Origin of the sequence: Pseudomonas sp. UBT (assembly GCF_050915955.1) — a bacterium.
GTDB lineage: Bacteria > Pseudomonadota > Gammaproteobacteria > Pseudomonadales > Pseudomonadaceae > Aquipseudomonas > Aquipseudomonas antarctica_A.
In genome coordinates, this window is record NZ_CP168080.1 from 239,869 (window position 1) to 261,618 (window position 21,750).

Genomic DNA, 21,750 nt, shown 5'->3' on the forward strand with positions numbered 1-21,750 from the left:
TACGGCGGCGCTCTCCCTGAGCAGGGCCGTACTAGGTCCGAGCCTGTGCCCAGGTGAAAAGTTCAGGTGGATATGCCGCCATTGGGCGGGGAATCAATTCTCCCCTGCGGTTGTCCACCGATAGAGCAAAGCACAAAGGAGGCCACACCGATGAATATCCCGATCCCGGCTGAAACCCCTGACCCGAATATCGACAACCCGACCCTGCCGCCCAGCGAACCGCAACCGATTCCGGAGAAAGAACCACCGGAAAATGAACCGCCACCGGTGGAAGAACCGCCAACGACCCTGCCGCCGGTGATTGTTTGAAATAAACCTGGCGAACGTGCATTTGCCCGCAATCCAGCAGATTGCGGGCAAGCACTACAGAAACTTCCTACCAGCGGTAAAGAGAGCTCTTAACTCTTTCCCCTTCCTCGTTATCAGAAAATTCGCTCGCGTGGACCCAGGCCAGACAGCTGTTTTGGCTTTGGCGCGGTCCGCTTCAATCACAACGCGAGTGCTGATCATGTCGATAACATCGTTGTCCCACCAAGCTCCCATGCCCATGCTGTCAAACTCCTTCCAGGCGGGCTCGAATGATCCCTCGCAAAAGAAGCAACCCGAAGGGCTTCCCCGCGACAGCCTCGAACCACCAAAACAGCTACAAGATGAGGCGCCCGACAGCGCCTTTACCGCCGAGGCTGCAGCAACCTCTCAACCCTCGCCAGACGTCATCGCAAAGTGGAACAGAGTCGCCCAATTGTTAACTGCGGACAGCCTCATCCAGATGCTGCGCAAGCCATACTCCAAGGACACCGCGCAGAGCCTCAAGGACCTGCGTGCGCTGTTGAGCGAGGACTCACTTAACACCCTGACCAGTGATCCGGCCGTTATGTCACAACTGCGGGATAATATCGGCCGGACATTAAGCGAGAAAAACATCAAGGCCGGACAGGCTGAAGCCGCATGGATTCCAAACCCAGACCTGACCCCTGAAAGGATCCAGGAGCGCACTAGCCAGGTCGATCCCGCAGAAAGCTACGTAGCTATCAAGCAGATCGAAATCGAACGACAACAGGAGAAAGCCAATACGCTGCAGCGCACTCGCCTGAGCACCCCCCTCAGCAAAAACCTGATAGCTATTGGCAAGCCGTTTCAGCCGGCCGAGGCCGATACAACGCCCGAAAGTACACCTGCCGAGCCAGACAGCAACCCATTGGCAACGTCGAAACCTCTCCAATCTGAGGGTACCAAAAAGCCCTCCAATATCGACGAAAGCCAGGCTGATTCAAATACCGGAGCCTCAGCCGAAGCCACCGCAAAGAAGGACAGACTTGAGCAGTTGTTAAGCCGAGACAGCCTCATCCAGATGATGCGCGAACCGAATTCCAAGGAAACCGCACAGCGAGCACAAGAGCTCCGTGAACTCTTGAGCGAAGACTCACTTAAAACCCTGGAGCCTGATCCAGCAAAGCGGGAAAAGATTCAGAATATAATCCGCCAAATATTTAGTCCGGCCAACCTGGAAGCGCTGCAACGCGAAGCCGAGGCCATTCCAGAGCCAGGGAAACCGCTTGAAGACGCCCACAAGGACCAGCCCGCGCCCGACTCACCGCCCGACCGTGCGCCCACCGCGCCCGGCAATACCCCTTTGCCCCCCGCTGAAGGCACCCCGCAAATTTTCAGCTATAACGACATCAACGCGGCGCCCGGCGAGGTGATGAACTTTTCGTCAGGTACCGACAAGATCGATTTGACCGGCATTCGCACGCAACTGGGCCAACAGCCGTTGTCATTGGTCGAACGTTTCTCCGGCGTCAGTGGCGAAATGACGATTAACTACTATGCAGGCAGCAACACCAGTTTCGTGACGATTTCCCGCAACCCGGGAGAGCCGCCGTTCGAACTGAAAGTGTCTGGCGAAGTGCGATACCGAGACATCAAGGCCTGATAGGCACTCACTCGTTTTTCTCCAGCCGCTTGACGATCATCGGCATCACGCTGAAGACCGCCAGCGCCAGCAATGTACTGAGCACCGCCGTCGATTCACGCCCCATCCCCGCCGCCACACCAATGGCGGCGGTCATCCATAAGCCAGCGGCGGTGGTCAGGCCTTTGACGTGCTGGCCCTGCTCATCTTCCTTGCCCTTGAGAATGGTCCCCGCCCCGAGGAAACCAATCCCCGCAATGACGCCCTGCAGCACCCGGCTCATGGCATCCGCCTGGCTACCGGACATCTGCGGCACCAACACAAATAATGCGGCCCCCATTGCCACCAGCATATGAGTGCGCACGCCGGCCGCCTTGCCCTTCTGTTCTCGCTCAAAACCGAGGATGCCGCCCAGGATCGCGGCGATCAGCAGGCGCACGGTAATCTGGGTGAGCTGCCGTGCGTCACCGATATCGGCGAACTCGGCTTGCAGCGTTTGCAGGACTTCTTGCCACCAGGCGTCCATGGATGCGGTCCTTTGTAGGGGTTGGTAAAGATTGCCGTCAAAGCATGGACAGCAGCGACCGCCAGTCAGTTGCCTGGAACGCCTGGCAACGCACCGCACCCTAACGATCACCAGCCTTTGAAAAGGAGATCACCATGCCAGTCCGTATCGAAAATCAGACGTGCTATTTCAAAGTCAACGACGACGGCCAGGAACAGATCCTACCGGCACGTGATGTAACGGTCAGCACCGACATTGCCAAGGCCATGTCCTACGTGGCGCTGAACGGCGAGCAGATCTACATCACCGAAGCGGAGGCCGATGCGCTCACAGTGGCCGGAGCGACGGATGGGCGCCAGCACAAGAAAGTCACTGAGCCTGGTTCGGCGATTTAATTGATCTGTATCAGCTCACACTCAATACTGCTGCACCCTATGTGCTACGGAGTGCAGCAGATTGTCGCAGCACCGTGTAAAAAGCCCATCTGATCCGCTTTTTATCGCCATACCTGAGTCTGTTATGCAAACAGTACGACGCTCATAGTTCATCGGCCTGATGGAGGCTGATGAGCGAACGACCATGAGCGAAAGAATCCCAACCGTGGAAACCTTTGAGCCCCTGCACCCAAAGAAGGTGAAGGCCAAATCCAGCGACAACCTGATTCATACCCGCAGCTTCACCGGCCTGTTCCGTACCTTGCGTGTGAGCGGCGCCGCTTTGCTGTTCCTGGCGTTTTTCGGCACCGTGTGGCTGAACTGGGGTGGGCGCCAAGCCGTGCTCTGGGACTTGGCTGAAAGCAAATTCCACATCTTCGGCGCCACTTTCTGGCCCCAGGATTTCATCCTGCTGTCGGCGCTGCTGATCATCTGCGCTTTCGGCCTGTTTGCGATAACCGTGTTTGCCGGTCGCGTGTGGTGCGGCTACACCTGCCCGCAAAGCTCGTTTACCTGGCTGTTCATGTGGTGCGAAAAGGTCACCGAAGGCGAGCGTAACCAACGCATCAAGCTGCAAGCGGCGCCGTGGAGCCTGGCCAAGCTCGCCCGGCGTTCGGCCAAACACACGATGTGGCTGAGCATCAGCGTACTGACAGGGTTGACCTTTGTCGGCTATTTCACCCCCATCCGGCCCTTGGCCACAGAGCTGCTGACCTGGCAAATGGGCGGCGTGAGTCTGTTCTGGGTGCTGTTTTTCACCGCCGCCACTTACCTCAATGCCGGCTGGCTGCGCGAAGCGGTGTGCATGCACATGTGCCCGTATGCGCGATTCCAAAGCGTGATGTTCGACAAGGACACCCTGACCATTTCCTACGACACGGCACGCGGCGAACAGCGCGGGCCACGCAAGCGCGAGGCCAGGCCGGCCGACGTCGGCCTGGGCGATTGCATCGACTGCCAGTTGTGTGTGCAAGTGTGTCCCACCGGTATCGATATCCGTGACGGCCTGCAAATGGAGTGCATCGGCTGCGCGGCGTGCATCGACGCCTGCGATTCGATCATGGATAAGATGGGCTACGCCCGTGGCCTGGTGAGTTATACCTCCGAACACCAACTGCAAGGTGGCAAGACGCACCTGCTCAGGCCACGGCTGATCGGCTACAGTGCCGTGCTGTTGGTGATGATCGCGGCATTGGTGGTGGCTCTGGTGCAACGTCCAATGGTGTCACTGGACGTCACCAAGGACCGCGGCATGTTCCGCGAAAACAGCCAGGGCTTGATCGAGAACATCTACAGCCTCAAGGTCATCAACAAGACCCAGCAGCGCCAGGACTATCGTCTGGAGCTGGTAGACGCCGACGGCTTCCAGTTGCAAGGCAAAACCGAGATCAGCCTGGCGCCGGGGGAAATCAGCGATGTACCGGTGTCGGTCGCCTTGCTGTCCGACCAGCCGACGAGCAGCTCGCAAACCCTGCGATTCAAGGTGACGGATGTGGATGAGCCCTGGATCTACAGTGCGGCCGATAGCCGCTTTGTAGCGCCGATTAACCGCTGAGGTGTGGCTGAATATGCCGAGATCCAAAAGCGTGAGCGGGCTTGTTCGGTGTACCTACTGAAAAATTGTTTAAGGTTCCAATGAAACGCTACGAAAAATTCGCCGATGACATCGCAGAACTGATCCGCTCCGGCGTCCTCGGGCCCGGCCAGCGGGTGCCGTCGGTGCGCTATGCGAGCCAGACCTACGGCGTCAGCCCGTCCACGGTGTTCCAGGCCTACTACCTGCTGGAGCGCCGTGGCCTGATTCGCGCGCGGCCGCGTTCCGGTTACTTCGTCAACACCCATGCACCGAGCCCGTTTTCCGAGCCAGTGGTGAGTGAGCACGTGCATGAGTCCACCGAAGTGGATGTGAGTGAGTTGGTGTTTTCGGTACTCGACTCCATCAAGGACCCCAATACCGTACCTTTCGGCTCGGCCTTCCCCAGCCCGATGCTGTTCCCGCTGCCACGCCTGGCCCGTTCCCTGGCCAGCGCCAGCCGTGAGATGGACCCGCGCCTGGTGGTCACTGACATGTCGCCGGGCAACCCCCAATTGCGGCGACAGATTGCCCTGCGCTATATGGTCGGCGGTCTGATGCTGCCCATGGAGGAGCTGCTGATCACTAACGGCGCCCTGGAGGCGCTGAACTTGTGCCTGCAGGCGGTGACGGAACCGGGCGACCTGGTGGCCATTGAAGCACCGGCGTTTTATGCCTGCCTGCAAGTGCTGGAGCGCCTGAAGCTCAAGGCGGTGGAAATCCCCGTGCACCCGCGCGACGGCATTGACCTGAGCGCCTTGGCGAAAAGCCTGGAACGCTACCCGATCAAGGCTTGCTGGACCATGACCAGCTTTCAGAACCCCATGGGCGCCACCCTGCCGGAGGCGAAAAAACAGGCACTGGTGGAACTGCTGCGCAGCCATCAGGTGCCGCTGATCGAAGACGATGTGTACGCCGAGTTGTACTACGGGCAACACGCGCCAAAACCGGCGAAAGCCTTCGACACCGAGGGGCTGGTGATGCATTGCGGTTCCTTCGCCAAAAGTTTGGCCCCGGGCTACCGCGTAGGCTGGGTGGCGGCCGGGCGCTTTGCGCAGAAGGTCGAACGCTTGAAGCTGATGACCTCGTTATGCCCGTCGATGCCGGCCCAGGCGGCCATTGCCGACTACCTGCAACACGGGGGCTATGACCGGCACTTGCGCAAATTGCGCTACGCCCTGGAAGAACAGCAAAGCGCCATGCTGGCGGCGATCGCCCGCTACTTTCCGGCGCAAACACGGGTCAGCCAGCCGGCCGGAGGCTATTTCCTGTGGCTGGAATTGCCGGCGCAAACGGACTCGTTGAAGTTATTCCAGATGGCCCTGGCTCAGGGCATCAGCATTGCGCCAGGGCCGATCTTCTCGGCGACCCAGCGCTTCAGGAATTGTATTCGCTTGAACTACGGAAGCCCCTGGACCGAGGCATCGGAAAAGGCCATGGAGACATTGGGGCGAATTGTTCGCTCGTTTTAAGCAGGAACCGAGATGAAGGAAGAGCCACATACAAAGGTGCACACTTTTCCATCGAAATGTGTGTTTCCTTTGGTTCAACCTACAGGTTTCTTTCCATGTGCACGTCTGTCACTTCCGCAGTCCTGAGGCTGCCCCCCATCCCGCCCCACTACATGCGCGCAGCGGAACAAAAACAAGTACGCGAGATGACGGGGCCTGTTAGCCGCCCTGCCGGAGATCATCGCTCGGCACAAAGAATCATCGAACAAAGCCTGGTAACGCGGCGTTTCCTGGATGGCCGCGATCATTACCAGGTAGGCGATGACCTCAAGTTGCAGGTGGGCGACTGGACTAACGCGAATCCAGACCCGGAAGCAAGGGCCGATGCAGCCTACAATCTGGACAAAGTATTACGCTTTATCGATAACGTAGACGACCAAACCCTGCACACGAGCGTCAGCCGCAATGGCTATATCGACGGGTTCTCCGACAGCGGTTACGCCCGCGTGGAAAACTCCGAGGCCAGCCTGCTCAGACGGTTTTCCTGGTACGGATATGAAGAGCTGCGCAACCAGCCAACCTGACGAGCCGGGACGTTAACGCCCACCGGCCAAATCCAGGAATGTTCCGGTCGTGTAGGAAGCCTTATCCGACAACAACCAGATAATCGCTTCCGCCACCTCATCCGGGCGCCCACCCCGGGCCATGGGGATGCCGGACTCGAGCTTGCTGACCCGATCCGGGTCACCGCTCAAGGCGTGGAAGTCGGTAAAGATATAGCCAGGGCGCACGGCGTTGACGCGAATCCCCTCACCTGCCACCTCTTTGGACAGGCCAATGGTGAAGCTATCCAATGCGCCCTTGGAAGCGGCATAGTCGACATATTCACCCGGCGAACCCAGGCGCGCCGCCACCGACGACACATTGACGATACTGCCGCCCTGCCCGCCATGCCTGGGCGACATGCGCAGCACCGCGTGCTTGGCACACAGGATCGGCCCCAGCACGTTGGTCTTCATGATTTTCAGGATGCGAAATTCAGACATCTCATCCACCCGCGACTTATGCCCGACAGTGCCGGCGTTGTTGACCAGCGCGGTGACACGGCCCAGTTCGGCATCCACACGGGCGAACAACGCGATCACTTCATCTTCGATGCTCACATCGGCACGCACAGCAATCGCCTGCGCACCCAGGGCACGGACCTGCTCCAGCACACGCTGGGCAGCCGCTTCATCGGACTGGTAGTTGAGGCAAATGCGATAGCCCTGGCGAGCGGCCAGCAACGCGGTCTGGGCGCCGATGCCACGACTGCCCCCGGTGATGATGACGACTTTGTCCATGCGTGCGGTCTCCTGAGTCAACCTGATGTATAGGGTTGGATCCAAGAATACCCGTCACCCACCGCGTTTGTCAGGCGTTAACGCCTCTTCGGCGCGCTGGATGTCGGCCATGAAACTGTCAGCCGGCAACGGGTGGCCCAACAAATAGCCTTGCAGCGAGTTACAACCCAGTCGAGTCAGGAAACTCTGCTGCATATCGGTCTCCACACCTTCGGCGACGATTCGCAGCCCCAGCGCCTGGCCGAGGGCAACGATGGCCGAAACGATAGCGGCATCATCACTGTCGTGTTCCAGGTCGCGCACAAAACCGCGGTCGATCTTCAGCTCGTTGGCGGGCAGGCGCTTGAGGTACATCAGGCTCGAATAACCGGTGCCGAAGTCATCAATGGACAGGTCAACGCCCATGTCCGACAGCTGCTGCAACACCGTCATGCTTGCATCGGCATCGCTCATGGCGGTGGTTTCGGTGATTTCCAGGGTCAGGCTGTTGGCCGGCAACTGGTGACGGTCCAGGGCCGCGGCGACACTTTTTACCAACCCGGCATGGCAGAACTGTAACGCCGACAGGTTCACCGCAATGCGCCAGTCTTCGTAACCCTGGACGTACCACAGGCGCATCTGGCGACAGGCTTCGTTCAGCACCCACTCACCGATGGGAATAATCAAGCCGGTCTTTTCCGCCAGTTCGATAAAGGTCGCCGGCAGCATCAACCCCTGCTGCGGATGCTCCCAGCGCAGCAAGGCTTCGGCGCCAATCGCAATACCGCTGACCGCATCGAACTTGGGTTGGTAATACAGCCGAAACTGCTCGTGCTCAACGGCGCTGCGCAGGTCCTGCAACAACTGCAGTTGCTTGCGCGCGTTCGTGTTCATCGACACATCAAAGAAGCTGTAGCCATTCTTGCCCATGCCCTTGGCGTGGTACATCGCGGCGTCGGCGTTCATCAACAGTTCTTGAGGGGTGTTGCCGTTGCCAGGGAACAGGGCAATGCCGATGCTCGCGGAAATATTCAGCTCATGTTCGGCGACCTTGAACGCACGATTGATCAGTCCGACCTGGCGTTCGGCCAGGCCCATCGCATCATCCGGCTGCAGCAATTGCACCAGCAGCACAAACTCATCGCCGCCGATACGGGCCAGGGTGTCCTGACTGCGCAGGTCCTCGCGCAGACGCAGGCCCACCTCCCGCAGCAACTGGTCGCCCATGTGGTGGCCGAAGGCATCGTTGACGGGTTTAAAGCCATCCAGGTCGATAAACATCAGGGCAAAGCAACCGCCCTGCTCCGTCACTGTCTGGATGGCTTGTTGAATACGGTCGGCGAGCAAGGTGCGATTGGGCAGGCCGGTAAGCATGTCATGCAGGGCCAGGTGGGTCAGTTCCTGGTTGGCCAGGGTCAGGGAGTCCGCCAGGACGGCGGTGCGCGCTTCGAGGCGTGCATCCAGCAGCGAGGTCAGCAATGCGATGATCAACACCGCCAATGAGGTGACCAGCACCAGGTTATCCAGGCCCTTGCCGCTCAACCCGGTCAGCACGGCACCACAAAAACTGTCGTCGGCAAAGCGCGCAGCGGCCATGCCGGTGTAGTGCATGCCGACGATTGCAATGCCCATGACCACTGCCGCGCCCCCGCGTGCCAGGCGAACATAAGGGGTGTTGCGCCGCAGGTTGAAGGCGATCCACAGGGCAGCCCCCGAAGCCACCACCGCAATCAACAACGAAGCGCCAAACAAGGTAGGGTCGTAGTCGATCCCGGGAGTCATGCGCATCGCCGCCATGCCGGTGTAGTGCATGCTGCTGATGCCCGCCCCCATGATCAACGCGCCAAACGCCAGTTGCCACGCAGGCAAACGGGGTTGGCTGACCAGCCATAATGCGAAGCCGCTGGATAACACGGCGATCAGCAGCGATAGCGCGGTAATGCCCAGGTCAAACCCGAGGGCAAACGGCAGGCGCAAGGCCAACATGCCGATAAAGTGCATGGACCAGACGCCTGTGCCCATCGCCAATGCGCCACCCGCCATCCACACGTATGCGGCGCGGCCTTGGGCGGTCGCAAGGCGGCCGGCCAGGTCCAGCGCCGTGTAGGACGCCAGGATCGCGACGAACAGGGAGATCACGACCAAGGAGGGGGAATAACTACCGATCAGCATGGGGTTTCTCAAGACTGACGGGCGTGGGACGCCCGTGCCAGGTGGCAAAGCGGGCGATTGTAGCGAGAAAAAATCTTGGCGCGTTGATTAATTATCAGAATGCCAGCATCGACGTTTTGACGCCAATCCACTGGCTTTAAAGTGCCGGGCTTAATGGCGCTGGAGTCGTGTGCCTATGCGTTACCGCAAGAACGCACAGGCACCCCGGTCACTCCTTATCGGCTACCGAGGTCACCCCATCCCACCCGCCGCCCAACGCAGCAATCAACTGCACGCTCGCCACCAACCGCGTTTGCAACAGTGTCAGCACCGTGCGCTCGTTACTCAACGCCGTCGCCTGCACGGTCACCACATCCAGATAGGCAATCAACCCGGCTTTGTACTGGTTTTGCGTCAACCGCAACGATTCCCGCGCCGCGTCCAAGGCTTCATTACTGACGACGGCCTCGTCCTCCAGCACTTTCAACTGCACCATGTAGTTTTCCACTTCGCGGAAACCATCCAGCACCGTCTGGCGGTACTTCGCCACAGTCTCATCATACGAGGCCACCGTTCGGTCGACTTCCGCAGAGCGCTGCCCCCCGTCAAACAGGGTCATCGCCAACTTTGGCCCAACCGACCAGAAACGGTTCGGCAGGCTGATCCAGTTGGCGTAGGTGCTGCTGGAATAACCGCCCGCCAGACTCAAGGTCAGGTCTGGATAATAAGCAGCCTTGGCCACGCCAATATTGGCGTTGGCGGCGATTACGGAGCGTTCGGCCGAGGCGATATCCGGGCGACGTTCCAGCAATTGCGACGGCAGGCTGACTGGAATTTGCGGCAGTGTGGGAATGTCTTTGCTGACCGCCAGGTTGAAGTTGGCCGGCGCCTCGCCGATCAATACGGCGATGGCGTTTTCCAACTGGGCGCGCTGCCAGATCAGGTCGATCAAGCTGGCCTGGGTGGTCTTGAGCTGGGTTTGCGCCTGAGCGATCGCATCCTTGCCGGACACACCGGCACGGTACTGGTTTTCGGTCATTTGCAGCGAGCGCTGGTAGGTGTCCAGCGTGGCTTGCAACAGGCGGGTCTGTTCGTCCATGACGCGCAGTTGCAAGTAGTCTTGCACCAGCTCGGACTGCTGGCTCAGGCGCATCGCCGCCAGGTCCGCCGAGCTGGCCTCGGCCGTGGCTTCATTGGCTTCCAGGCCGCGGCGCAACTTGCCCCAGACATCCGCCTCCCAACTCACGCCCAATTGCGTGTTGAGGGTGTCGCGGATACCGCTGCTGGAGCTGCTCAGGCTGGCATTACTGCTGCCGGTACCCTGGCTGGCGCGGGTCTTGCCGACGCTCAGGTCCACCGTCGGGAAAAACGCCCCCCGAGCGCTGCGCACCTGGGCCTGCGCCTGACGGAAGCGCGCTTCGGCCTGGGCGACGGTCTGGTTGGCATTGTTGAGGCGTGTCACCAGATCATTGAGCTGGCGGTCGCCATACAACTCCCACCAGGCACCGCGAGCGAGGGAGTCGCTGGGCATGGCCTGACGCCAGCCCTGGGCTTCCTTGAATTGCACCGGTTCGATGACCGCCGGGCGCTTGTAATCCGGGCCGATGGCGCACGCGCTGAGCAGCGCGCCGCACAGCACCAGGCTGGCGACGCGGGAACCACGGGGCATACTCATGGCCAATTTGGCAAACGTTGAATCGGTCATAGCGCAGTGTCCAAGGCAGCATCAGTACGCACACCGCGCCAGGCATTGAAGCGGTGGCGCGCGCGGTCAAGATAGAGGTAAACCACCGGAGTGGTGTAAAGGGTCAGGATCTGGCTGAACACCAGGCCGCCAATGATGGTCAGGCCCAGCGGCTTGCGCATTTCCGCGCCATCACCGGCGCCGAGCAGCAAAGGCAAGGCGCCGAGGATGGCGGCAAGCGTGGTCATCAGGATCGGTCGCAAGCGCAACAGGCAGGCGCTGCGAATCGATTCCAGCGGGCTCATGCCCTCATGACGCTCCAGTTGCAAGGCCAGGTCGATCATCAGGATCGCGTTTTTCTTCACCACCCCGATCAGCAGGAACAGCCCCAGCAGGGAAATCAGACTGAACTCCCCCCCCAGGAGGTAGATCGACAGCAATGCCCCTACACCGGCCGAAGGCAAGGTCGAGAGGATGGTCAGCGGGTGAATGTAGCTTTCATACAAAATGCCCAGCACCAGGTAAACCGCCACCAATGCCCCAAGGATCATGAACGGCTGGCCTTTCTGGGTCGCCGCAAACGCATCGGCGGTACCGGCCATCTTGGCGATCACATCTTCGGGCAAGCCCACCTTGGCAATGGCGCGCTCAATGGCGGCAGTGCCCTGCTCCACGGTCACCCCGGGAGACATGTCGAAGGCAATGTTTTCCGAGGCGAACTGGCCTTCATGGCTGACGCGGTCGTCTGCCAGGCTGTTTTCGTAATGGGCAATGGTCGACAACGGGACCCGCGCGCCGGTGGACGTAATCACCTGCATCTGGTTCAGGGTAATCGGGTCCTGGGCGTATTTCGGGTTGACCTCCATCACCACCTGGTACTGGTTGAGGCTGTCGTAGATGGTCGAGATCTGCCGCTGGCTGTAGGCGTTGTTCAGCACTGCCGTGACCATGTTCATGTCGATACCCAGGCGCTTGGCCTGGTCGCGGTCGACCACCAGCGTCACCTGCGCCGCACCCCGCCCTTCGCGGGCGTCGATGGCGGTCAGCTCCGGCAACTCGCGCAAGGCGGCGACCACTTTCGGGTACCACAGGCGCAGCGCGGCCAGGTCACCGCTTTGCAGGATGTAGGAGTATTGCGCACTGGTCTGATCGCGACTGCCGCCAAATTGCAGGTCCTGGTCGGCCATGAGGAACAGGCGCCCGCCCGGCACCAGCGGCACGTCCTTGCGCAAACGCTCGATTACCGCCTGGGCCGAGATCTTGCGTTCGGCGATAGGCTTGAGGCGCACCAGCATCACCGCGTTGTTGGTGCCGTTGTTGCCGCCGATAAAGCCGGCCACGCTGAGCACTGCCGGATCCTTGAGGACCGCCTTGCGGAAGGTCTCCATCTTCGGCTGCATCACATTGAATGACAGCCCATCATCGCCGCGCACAAAGCCGATCAACTGGCCGGTGTCCTGCTGAGGCATAAAGGTTTTCGGCACCACCACGTACAACGCGACGTTAACGCCCACGGTGACAAACAGGCTGAGCAGGGTCAGGCGCCGGTGGCGCAGCACCCAGTCCAGGCTGGTGGCATAGGCGGCCACCATATGGTCGTTGACCTGCTGGCTCCAGCGCTGCAAGCCGGTCATGTGGCCTTTGATATGGGGCTTGAGCCAACGGGCACAGAGCATCGGGGTCAAGGTCAGCGAAACGATCAACGAGACAATGATCGCTGCCGACAAGGTGATGGAAAACTCACGGAACAGGTTGGTGACAATGCCGCCCATAAACAGGATGGACAGGAACACCGCCACCAGCGAGACGTTCATCGACAGCAAGGTAAAGCCGACCTCCTCGGCGCCCAGGTAGGCCGCCTTCATCGGCGGCACACCGTCATCGATATGCCGGGAAATGTTCTCCAGCACCACGATGGCATCGTCCACCACCAGGCCGGTGGCCAGAATCAGCGCCATCAGCGAGAAGTTGTTCAACGAGAAGCCGAACAGGTACATCACCGCAAAGGTGCCCACCAGCGATACCGGCACCGCCAGGGTCGGAATCAACGAGGCGCGGAAGTTACCCAGGAACAGGTACACCACCAGCACCACCAGGGCCACGGCAATCAGCAAGGTCATCTCGGCTTCATGCAAGGTCGCGGTGATGACCGGCGAGCGGTCCATGGCCAGGTTGAGTTTGACGCTGGACGGCAGCACCGCCTGCAAGGCCGGCAACTGTGCCTTGATTTGCCGGACCGTCTCGATGATGTTGGCGCCGGACTGGCGGTTGATCACCAGCAGCACCGCCGAATCATTGTTGAAAAAGCCACTGTTGTAGCGGTCTTCCACGCCGTCACTGATCTTGGCCACGTCGCCCAGGCGCAGGGCCGCACCGTTCTGGTAGCGAATCAGCAGCGGCTCGTAGTCCTTGGCCTTTTCCAATTGGTCGTTGGCCTGGATCTGCCAGTTGCGCTCGCTGTCTTCCAGGGAGCCCTTGGGCCGACGCTGGTTGGCATTGGCGATGGTGTTGCGCACATCGTCCAGGGCCACGCCGTACTGGTCGAGGGCCTTGGGTTCAAGTTCGATGCGCACCGCCGGCAAGGAACTGCCGCCAATCTGCACTTCACCCACACCCGGCACCTGGGACAGGCTTTGCGAGAGGATGGTCGAAGCCAGGTCGTACAACTCGCCCTTTTTCAGCACGTCGGAGGTCAGCGAGAGCACCATGATCGGTGCCTGGGACGGGTTGATCTTCTTGTAGGTCGGCATGCTGCGCATGCCGCTGGGCAACAGGTTGCGCGACGCGTTGATCGCCGCCTGCACTTCCCGTGCGGCGCCGTTGATATCACGGTCGGAATCAAACGCGAGGATCACCCGGGTGGAACCCTGGCTCGACGAACTGCTCATGGTGGTAATGCCGGCAATCGCGCCGAATGAGCGCTCCAGCGGCGTGGCCACGGTGGAGGCCATCACCTCGGGGCTCGCGCCGGGCAAGCTGGCCGACACCACGATCACCGGGAAGTCGATCTGCGGCAGCGGCGACACCGGCAGCAAGTTGAAGCTGACGCCGCCGAGCAACAGGATCGCCAGGCTCAGCAGCATGGTGGCTACCGGCCGGCGAATAAACGGTCCGGAGAGGTTCATGACTCAACCGGCTCCAGGCTTTGCGGCTCTTTGCGCCAGCGACGGCCAAGACGGTCGAAGTACAGGTAGATCACCGGCGTGGTGAACAAGGTCAAAACCTGGCTCACCAACAAGCCGCCCACCATCACCAGGCCCAGCGGCTGGCGCAGTTCAGCGCCCGAACCGGTGGCCAGCATCAAGGGCACTGCACCAAACAACGCTGCCAGCGTGGTCATCAGGATCGGTCGAAAACGCAGCAGCGCCGCTTGATAGATCGCCGTCTGCGGGTCCAGGCCCTGGTTACGTTCGGCGTCGAGGGCGAAGTCGATCATCATGATCGCGTTCTTTTTCACGATACCAATCAGCAGAATGATGCCGATGATCGCGATCATGCCCAGGTCATTGCCGCTGAGCAGCAACGCCAGCAAGGCCCCCACCGCCGCCGACGGCAAGGTCGACAGGATGGTGATCGGATGGATGTAGCTCTCGTACAGCACACCCAGCACGATGTACATGGTGACCACCGCCGCCAGGATCAGCAGCAAGGTGCTCGACAGCGAGGCCTCGAATGCTTGGGCCGCACCCTGGAACTGGGTCTGCACGCCCACCGGCATGCCGATGTCTTTCTGGGTCTGGTTGATCAGTTCCACACCTTTGCCCAGCGCGACGCCGGGGGCCAGGTTGAAGGACATCATCACCGCCGGGAACTGGCCGATATGCGCGATGGCCAACTGCGCCTGGCGCTGCTCAACGTGGGCCAGGCTCGACAAGCGCACCTGGCCGCCGTCGGTGGTCTTCACATGGATCTGGTTCAACGCGGCGGGCCCGAGGGTTTCACCGGATTGAGCCTGCAGCACCACGCGGTATTGGCTGGCCTGGGTGTAGATAGTGGAAATCTGTCGCTGGCCGAAGGCGTCGTACAGCGCGTCGGTGATGGTCGATACACTCACCCCGAGGCGCGAAGCCGCATCGCGGTCGATCACCAGGTACACCTGTAAGCCTTTGTCCTGCAGGTCGCTGGCGACGTCGGTCAGTTCCGGCAACTGGCTGAGGGCGTGCACCAGCTTGTCGCTCCACAACGCCAACAGCTCGGCGTCGGGCGACGACATGCTGAACTGGTACTGGGTGCGGCTCACGCGGTCTTCGATGGTCAGGTCCTGCACCGGCTGCATGAACAGGCGGATACCCACCAGCTTGTCGATTTCCGGCTGCAAGCGCGTAATCACCTGGGCTGCGCTCAAGTCGCGCTGGCCGTGGGCCTTGAGGTTGATCAACAGGCGCCCGCTGTTGAGGGTGGCATTATCGCCATCCACACCGATGTAGGAGGACAGGCTTTCAACGGCCGGATCGGCCAGGATGACCTTCGCCAGCTGCTGTTGGCGCTGGCTCATGGCGGCAAACGAAATCGACTGTGGCGCTTCAGAAATACCCTGAATCACCCCGGTGTCCTGCACCGGGAAAAACCCCTTGGGCACCACCAGATACAGCACCACGGTCAGGCCCAGGGTGGCGATGGCCACCAGCAAGGTCAGCGGCTGGTGCTTGAGCACCCACTGCAACTTGCGGCCGTAGGCCTCGATCAACCAATCGATCCAGGCGCCGCTGGCCTTGTAGAAACGGCCTTGCTCTTCTTCCTTGGGTTCACGCTTGAGCAGACGCGCGCACATCATTGGCGTCAGGGTCAGCGAAACCACCAGGGAAATCAGGATCGCCACCGCCAGGGTGATGGCGAACTCGCGAAACAGCCGCCCGACCACATCGGCCATGAACAGCAGCGGGATCAATACCGCGATCAACGACAAGGTCAGGGAAATCAGGGTAAAGCCGATCTGTTTGGCGCCCTTGAGGGCCGCTGCCAGCGGCGTATCGCCCTCCTCGATATAACGCGAGATGTTCTCCAGCATCACGATGGCATCGTCCACCACAAAACCGGTGGCGATGGTCAAGGCCATCAGCGTCAGGTTATTGATGGAGAAACCCGCCAGGTACATCACGCCGAAGGTGCCCACCAGCGACAGCGGAACGGCAATCGACGGAATAATGGTCGCGCTGACACGGCGCAGGAACAGGAAGGTGACCATCACCACCAGCGCAATGGCGATCAGCAATTCGTGCTGCACGTCCTTCACCGACGCGCGAATGGTTTGGGTGCGGTCGGTGAGTACCGTCACGTCCAGGCCGGCCGGCAGGTTGTCGGTGATGCTCGGCAGCAACGCCTTGATACGGTCGACCACCTCGATCACGTTGGCACCCGGCTGACGCTGGATATTGAGCAGCACCGCCTGGTTTTCGTTGGCCCAGGCGGCAAGGCGTTCGTTTTCCGCGCCGTCGACGATTTGTGCCACGTCTTTAAGGCGCAACGGTGCGCCATTGTTATAGGCCAGGATCAATTCGGCATATTGCTGGGGCGAGACCAACTGGTCGTTGGCGTCGAGCATCGACACCCGGGTCGGGCCGTCGAAGTTGCCCTTGGGCTGGTTGACGTTGGAGGCGGCGATCAGGGTGCGCACGTCCGACAGGTTCAAGCCATTGGCGGCCAAGGCCTCGGGGTTGACTTTGATACGCACGGCCTGGCGCTGGCCACCGGCGATGCTGACCATGCCGACGCCACTGATCTGCGCGATCTTTTGCGCCATACGCGTGTCGACCAGGTCATTGAGCTTGGGCAGCAGCATGGTCTTGGAGGTAATGGCCAGGGTCAGCACCGGGGTATCCGCCGGGTTGACCTTGTTGTACACCGGCGGCGCCGGCAAATCCTTGGGCAGCAGGTTGGTGGCGGCGTTGATTGCGGCCTGCACCTGTTGCTCGGCGACATCCATATTGATGTCGAGGTTGAAGCGCAGGGTCAGCACCGACGCACCGCCGGAACTGGTGGACGCCATCTGGGTCAGGCCGGGCATTTGCCCGAACTGACGCTCCAGCGGTGCCGTGACCGCGCTGGTCATTACGTCCGGGCTGGCGCCGGGGTACAGGGTCATCACCCGGATGGTCGGGTAATCCACTTGAGGCAAGGCCGATACCGGCAGCAGTCGATACGAGATGATACCGGCCAGGACAATCGCCAGCATGCTCAGCGTGGTGGCAACCGGGCGTAGAATAAACAGCCGCGACAGGTTCATGAACCGACCTTTTGCGCCTTGCCCGTCTTATCGCCGGTCTCCCCTTTTGCTGCGGGTTTGCCTTGCAAGTGTTCGGTCGGCGTGGTCTCTACTTCGCTGCTGTCGTTGACCACTTCGATTTCGCTGCCGTCTTTCAAGCGGTCAGTGCCTTCCAGCACCACACGGTCGCCAGCCCCCAGGCCTTCCTTGATCACCGTATTGTCGCCATCGGTGTCGCCAATCACGAGGGGCTGAACCTTGACCTTCTTGTCGCCATCGAGCTTGTAGACGAAGGTGCCATTATTGCCGAACTGAATCGCCGCGGATGGCGCCAGCACGACGTTATGCAGGGTATCGGCCAGCAGGTGCACGTTGACGAACTGGTTGGGGAAGAGTGCCTGGTCCTTGTTATCGAAACGGCCCTTGAATTTCAGGGTGCCGGTGGTGACGTCGATCTGGTTGTCCAGGCTCTGCAACACGCCGACGGCCTGCTTTTTCACATCGCCACGGTCCCAGGCTTCCACGGGCAGCTTGTTGCCGGCGTGATAACGGCTGAGGACCGTATCCAGGGTGTTTTCCGGCAAGGTGAAGGCCACGTTGATCGGCTGGGTCTGGGTGATCACCGCGAGGAACGTGGTGTCGTTGGCGGCGACCAGGTTGCCTACGTCGACCTGACGCAAGCCGACGCGGCCGCTGATCGGTGCGCGAATCTTGGTGAATTCGAGGTTCAGCTTGGCGTCATCCACCGCGCCCTGGTTGGTCTTGACCGTGCCCTGGTACTGCATGACCAACGCTTCGGCGGTGTCCAGGGTCTGTTTGGCGATGCTGTCCTGGGCATACAGGTCGCGGTAACGCTGTACATCTACTTGCGCGTTTTTCAGCTGGGCCTGGTTCTGCAACAGCGTGCCCTGAGCCTGCAGCAAGGCGTTCTGGTAACTGCGCGGGTCGATTTCCGCCAGCAAGTCACCGGCCTTGACCATCTGCCCTTCTTCAAAGGCGATCTTCACCAACTCACCGCCCACCCGGCTGCGCACATTAATGGTATTGAGCGCAGTCACCGTGCCCAAGGCCTTGTAGTACACCGGAAACTCCCCCAGCACCGCCGGCGCCACGCGCACCGGAATCGGGCCGGTGGAACCCCCGAAGCCCGGGCGCATCATCCCCGACTTGCCGGCATGCCCGGCCGGCTTTTTCTCGGCGGCATCCTTGGTGCTGCCGGGCCAGAATTTCCAGCACAGGCCGGCGATAACCAGCAGCACGAGCAGGCCAAACAGCCAGCGGCGGGAGTTGCGGGGGGAGGATTGCATGGATTGATCAACCATTGGGCGCGAGAGCTTCTTCTTTGGGAGGCTGAAAGATAAGCACTGGAGCGCATTAAGAAAAGCGCCTTTACCGGCTATTTACCTTGGACTTACAACTTTTAACTTCTGGCCTTAGTCCGTTCGCTATTTCACTAAACTGCTGACGGGCAAATAAAAACGGCCTGGACTAGGCCAGGCCGCAAGCATGCATCAAGCGTGTTACTGCAAAACGACAGTAATGCGCTGAAACAGTTACTTCAAAACAGCCAGGGCTGCTTCGTAGTTCGGCTCTTGACCGATTTCGCTGACCAGCTCGCTGTGCAGCACGTTGTTGTTTTCATCCAGCACCACAACTGCGCGGGCGGTCAGACCTTGCAGCGGGCCGTCGGCCAGGGACACACCGTAGTCAACGGCAAAGTGGGCGTCGCGGAAATCCGACAGGCTCAGCACGTTGTCCAGGCCTTCGGTGCCGCAGAAACGCTTCTGGGCAAACGGCAGGTCAGAGGAGATGCACAGCACAACCGTGTTGCTCAGGGTGTTGGCCTCGGCATTGAACTTGCGCACGGAGGTGGCGCAGGTCGGGGTGTCGACGCTTGGGAAGATGTTCAGCACTTTGCGCTTGCCGGCGAACGTTTCCAGGGTTGCTTGCGACAGGTCAACGGCGGTCAGGCTGAACGCTGGAGCGGCGGAACCGGTTTTCGGCAATTCGCCTTCAACCTGGACAGGGTTACCACGAAGGGTGACTTGAGCCATGAACGGAATCCTTATACTGGGTTTGATTGAACGAATTCGAGAGCCCGAAGTTAACCACAAACTGAGGTGGCTACCTACCGCCAGACATAAATTCTCATGGCGCGCCAAGTACACGGGCCTATGGTTTAATTGCGCGCTTTTCGCACGCCCCTCAAGGAATCCGTTGCAGATGAATCAGCCCGCCACCAAAGTCCTGGTCATTGGTTATGTCTGGCCGGAGCCGCGCTCCTCGGCGGCCGGCGGGCATATGATGCAGATTCTGCAAAGCTTCCTGGACCAGGGCTGGGACATCACATTCAGCAGCCCGGCCACCGTAGGCGAGCACAAGGCAGACTTGCCGGCGCTGGGTATTACCGAATGCGCGATCGAACTTAATAACAGCAGTTTCGATGATTTTGTCAGCGCGTTGGCCCCGGACATCGTACTGTTCGACCGCTTCATGATGGAGGAACAGTTCGGCTGGCGCGTCGAAAAGTGTTGCCCCGACGCCCTGCGCGTATTGGAAACCTCCGACCTGCAAAGCCTGCGGGATGCCCGCCACCAGCGCCTCAAGGACCACCTCAAGGCCCACCCCGACAGCGATGATTTCAGCGCGCTGTTTGCACCGGCGCTGACGGAAGAATTCCAGTTGATGGCCAACACGGATGTCGCCAAGCGCGAGATCGCGGCCATTTACCGCTGTGATATCAGCCTGATGATTTCCGACGTGGAAATCCGCCTGCTCACCGAACAATTCAAGGTGCCCGCCGCCCTGCTCCACTGGTGCCCGTTGATGCTGCAGCCGCCGACCGAGGCCTTTGTACCGTTCGCAGACCGCGCGCACTTCCTTAGCATCGGCAACTTCCGCCACGCGCCCAATTGGGATGCGGTGCTGTGGATGAAGAACAGCCTCTGGCCCTTGATCCGCCAGCAATTGCCCGGCGCCCAACTGCATATCTATGGTTCCTACACACCGCCCAAGGCCACCGCATTGCACAACCCGGCGCAGGGTTTTCATGTGATGAACTGGGCTGAAGATGCCCTGCAAGTGATGACGGCCGCACGTATCTGCCTGGCACCATTGCGCTTTGGCGCCGGCATCAAGGGCAAACTGGCGGATGCCATGCTCTGCGGGACGCCGAATATCACCACGCCGATTGGCGCCGAGGCCATGGGGGATGAACAGCCGTGGCCGGGCACGATTGAGCAAAGCGCGACGGGCCTGGCCGCTGCGGCCGTGGCGCTGTACCAAGACCACGAACGCTGGACCCAAGCCCAGGAAGACGGCCGCCAATTGCTGGCCCGTCGCTACGACCAAACCCTGCACGGCCCCGCACTGGTGGACTGCCTGGAGCGTTGCCGCAGCCAACTTGCCAGCCATCGCCGGGACAACTTCACCGGCAGCATGCTGCGCCATCACGCGCATAAAAGTACGCAGTACATGTCCCAGTGGATCGAGGCAAAAAACCGCACCGTATAAACACCGACGCTGGCGAGGTCACGCGCAAGGGGGCATTATCCCAAGCAGCAACCACAATAAAGCGACGGCAGCATGACCCGAGCAGCGCGAATCACCGACCCTTCCTACGAGCTGATGGACGATCACAACGGTCTGTCCATCATCTATCGCCAACACGGCTTCCCCTGCCCGCTGGTGCGCTGGCATTTCCACAAGGAGTACGAGCTGCACCTGATCGTGGCCAGCTCCGGCAAAGTGTTTATCGGCGACTACATCGGTAATTTCTACCCGGAAAGCCTGTTCCTCACCGGCCCCAACCTGCCCCATAACTGGATCAGCCAGGTGGATGAAGACGAGGTAGTGCCCAAGCGCGACATGCTGGTGAATTTCACCGATGAACTGTTTGAGGGCGGCAGCCAGATCTTCACCGAACTCAAGACCCTGGCACCGCTGCTCGAACGGGCGCAGTGCGGCATCGAATTTCGCTGCAAAAAGACCATCGCCCAGGCCATGACCTTGATGCAACGCATCGAGGAGGCCCAAGGCATGGCGCGCCTGGGGCACTTCTTTATCTTGCTGGAAGTGCTGAGCGCGTGTGAGGACTATCAATTGTTGTCCGGCGTGACCACGCCGCAACTGGCGGATGAGCACAGCATCGACCGCACGAACCGCGCGGTGGACTACATTTTCGCGCATTACGCCCGCGAGTTGTCACTGGAAGAAGTGGCGGACTACCTGGGAATGAAGCCCACCTATTTCTCCAGGGTATTCAAACAGGCGACGGGGCGAACGTTTATCGAGTTTGTGAACCGCCTGCGCATCAGCAAGTCCTGCGAGTTGCTGGCGGACGGCGATAAAGCCGTGACGGACGTGTGCTTTGAGTCGGGTTTCAACAACATCTCCAACTTTAACCGACGCTTCCAGCAGCTCAAGGGCATGACCCCTTCCCACTACCGCCGGCTGGCGGTGCAGCGGCTTACTGAACAGAACCCGGCTTGAGCGGGATGGAAGTGAAACATCTGGA

At 60.4% G+C, this 21,750-nt stretch carries 16 protein-coding genes; 8 read left to right on the top strand and 8 right to left on the bottom strand.

From position 1 onward, the window contains the following. Positions 1-150 precede the first annotated feature (150 nt). Together ACDZ94_RS24140 and ACDZ94_RS24145 are read left to right on the top strand one after the other, a co-directional pair. Positions 151-309 (top strand): hypothetical protein, encoded by a 159-nt coding sequence (locus tag ACDZ94_RS24140; RefSeq protein WP_167353696.1) that lies wholly within the window; start codon positions 151-153, stop codon positions 307-309. A 199-nt stretch (positions 310-508) separates the two neighbouring features. Next, the gene (locus tag ACDZ94_RS24145) at positions 509-1,933 is read left to right on the top strand and encodes a M10 family metallopeptidase C-terminal domain-containing protein (protein ID WP_156526280.1); all 1,425 of its coding nucleotides are present in this window, start codon (positions 509-511) and stop codon (positions 1,931-1,933) included. A gap of 7 nt (positions 1,934-1,940) precedes the next feature. On the opposite strand, the gene ACDZ94_RS24150 is transcribed toward ACDZ94_RS24145, so the two are convergent. Continuing rightward, a complete protein-coding gene (locus tag ACDZ94_RS24150; protein WP_064452189.1) occupies positions 1,941-2,438 on the bottom strand; it encodes an MgtC/SapB family protein in 498 nt (165 codons plus the stop codon). A gap of 134 nt (positions 2,439-2,572) precedes the next feature. Here ACDZ94_RS24150 and ACDZ94_RS24155 point away from each other — a divergent pair, with 134 nt between their 5' ends. From ACDZ94_RS24155 to ACDZ94_RS24170, 4 genes are all read left to right on the top strand, one after another. After that, positions 2,573-2,812 carry a DUF3203 family protein gene (locus ACDZ94_RS24155; protein ID WP_064452188.1) on the top strand — a complete coding sequence of 80 codons (240 nt, stop codon included), beginning with the start codon at positions 2,573-2,575 and terminating at the stop codon, positions 2,810-2,812. A 184-nt stretch (positions 2,813-2,996) separates the two neighbouring features. Next, the gene (gene ccoG / locus ACDZ94_RS24160; protein WP_262667781.1) at positions 2,997-4,406 is read left to right on the top strand and encodes a cytochrome c oxidase accessory protein CcoG; all 1,410 of its coding nucleotides are present in this window, start codon (positions 2,997-2,999) and stop codon (positions 4,404-4,406) included. Positions 4,407-4,486: 80 nt separating this feature from the next. Further along, on the top strand, positions 4,487-5,896 hold the full coding sequence (mapR, locus tag ACDZ94_RS24165; protein ID WP_064452186.1) for a GntR family transcriptional regulator MpaR: 1,410 nt from the start codon (positions 4,487-4,489) through the stop codon (positions 5,894-5,896). Between the two features lie 185 nt (positions 5,897-6,081). Next, positions 6,082-6,459 (top strand): hypothetical protein, encoded by a 378-nt coding sequence (locus tag ACDZ94_RS24170; protein WP_432751553.1) that lies wholly within the window; start codon positions 6,082-6,084, stop codon positions 6,457-6,459. 12 nt (positions 6,460-6,471) lie between these two features. Here the strand turns inward: ACDZ94_RS24170 and ACDZ94_RS24175 are convergent, their stop codons facing one another. The 7 genes from ACDZ94_RS24175 to tpx all read right to left on the bottom strand — a co-directional run bounded on the left by ACDZ94_RS24175 (position 6,472) and on the right by tpx (position 19,288). Further along, entirely contained in the window at positions 6,472-7,218 is a 747-nt protein-coding gene (locus tag ACDZ94_RS24175; RefSeq protein ID WP_064452184.1) for an SDR family oxidoreductase, read from the bottom strand. Between the two features lie 54 nt (positions 7,219-7,272). Next, positions 7,273-9,369, bottom strand: coding sequence for a putative bifunctional diguanylate cyclase/phosphodiesterase (locus ACDZ94_RS24180; protein WP_432751554.1), 2,097 nt, complete (start codon positions 9,367-9,369; stop codon positions 7,273-7,275). A 208-nt stretch (positions 9,370-9,577) separates the two neighbouring features. Further along, on the bottom strand, positions 9,578-11,053 hold the full coding sequence (locus tag ACDZ94_RS24185) for an efflux transporter outer membrane subunit (RefSeq protein WP_064452182.1): 1,476 nt from the start codon (positions 11,051-11,053) through the stop codon (positions 9,578-9,580). Then, a complete protein-coding gene (locus ACDZ94_RS24190; RefSeq protein WP_432751555.1) occupies positions 11,050-14,157 on the bottom strand; it encodes an efflux RND transporter permease subunit in 3,108 nt (1,035 codons plus the stop codon). The genes ACDZ94_RS24185 and ACDZ94_RS24190 overlap by 4 nt, the downstream gene beginning before the upstream one ends. Continuing rightward, positions 14,154-17,255 (bottom strand): MdtB/MuxB family multidrug efflux RND transporter permease subunit, encoded by a 3,102-nt coding sequence (locus ACDZ94_RS24195; protein WP_432751556.1) that lies wholly within the window; start codon positions 17,253-17,255, stop codon positions 14,154-14,156. Before ACDZ94_RS24195 ends, ACDZ94_RS24190 begins: the two co-directional genes overlap by 4 nt. After that, positions 17,252-18,556: an MdtA/MuxA family multidrug efflux RND transporter periplasmic adaptor subunit gene (locus ACDZ94_RS24200; protein ID WP_064452179.1), complete on the bottom strand. Its 1,305-nt coding sequence runs from the start codon at positions 18,554-18,556 to the stop codon at positions 17,252-17,254. Before ACDZ94_RS24200 ends, ACDZ94_RS24195 begins: the two co-directional genes overlap by 4 nt. 231 nt (positions 18,557-18,787) lie before the next feature. Beyond that, on the bottom strand, positions 18,788-19,288 hold the full coding sequence (gene tpx / locus ACDZ94_RS24205; protein WP_432751557.1) for a thiol peroxidase: 501 nt from the start codon (positions 19,286-19,288) through the stop codon (positions 18,788-18,790). 169 nt (positions 19,289-19,457) lie between these two features. On the opposite strand from tpx, the gene ACDZ94_RS24210 reads away from it, so the two are divergent. Both ACDZ94_RS24210 and ACDZ94_RS24215 read left to right on the top strand, forming a co-directional pair. Continuing rightward, entirely contained in the window at positions 19,458-20,747 is a 1,290-nt protein-coding gene (locus tag ACDZ94_RS24210) for a glycosyltransferase (RefSeq protein WP_407017319.1), read from the top strand. 72 nt (positions 20,748-20,819) lie between these two features. Continuing rightward, positions 20,820-21,725, top strand: coding sequence for a helix-turn-helix domain-containing protein (locus ACDZ94_RS24215; protein WP_407017320.1), 906 nt, complete (start codon positions 20,820-20,822; stop codon positions 21,723-21,725). The last annotated feature ends 25 nt before the right edge of the window (positions 21,726-21,750 follow it).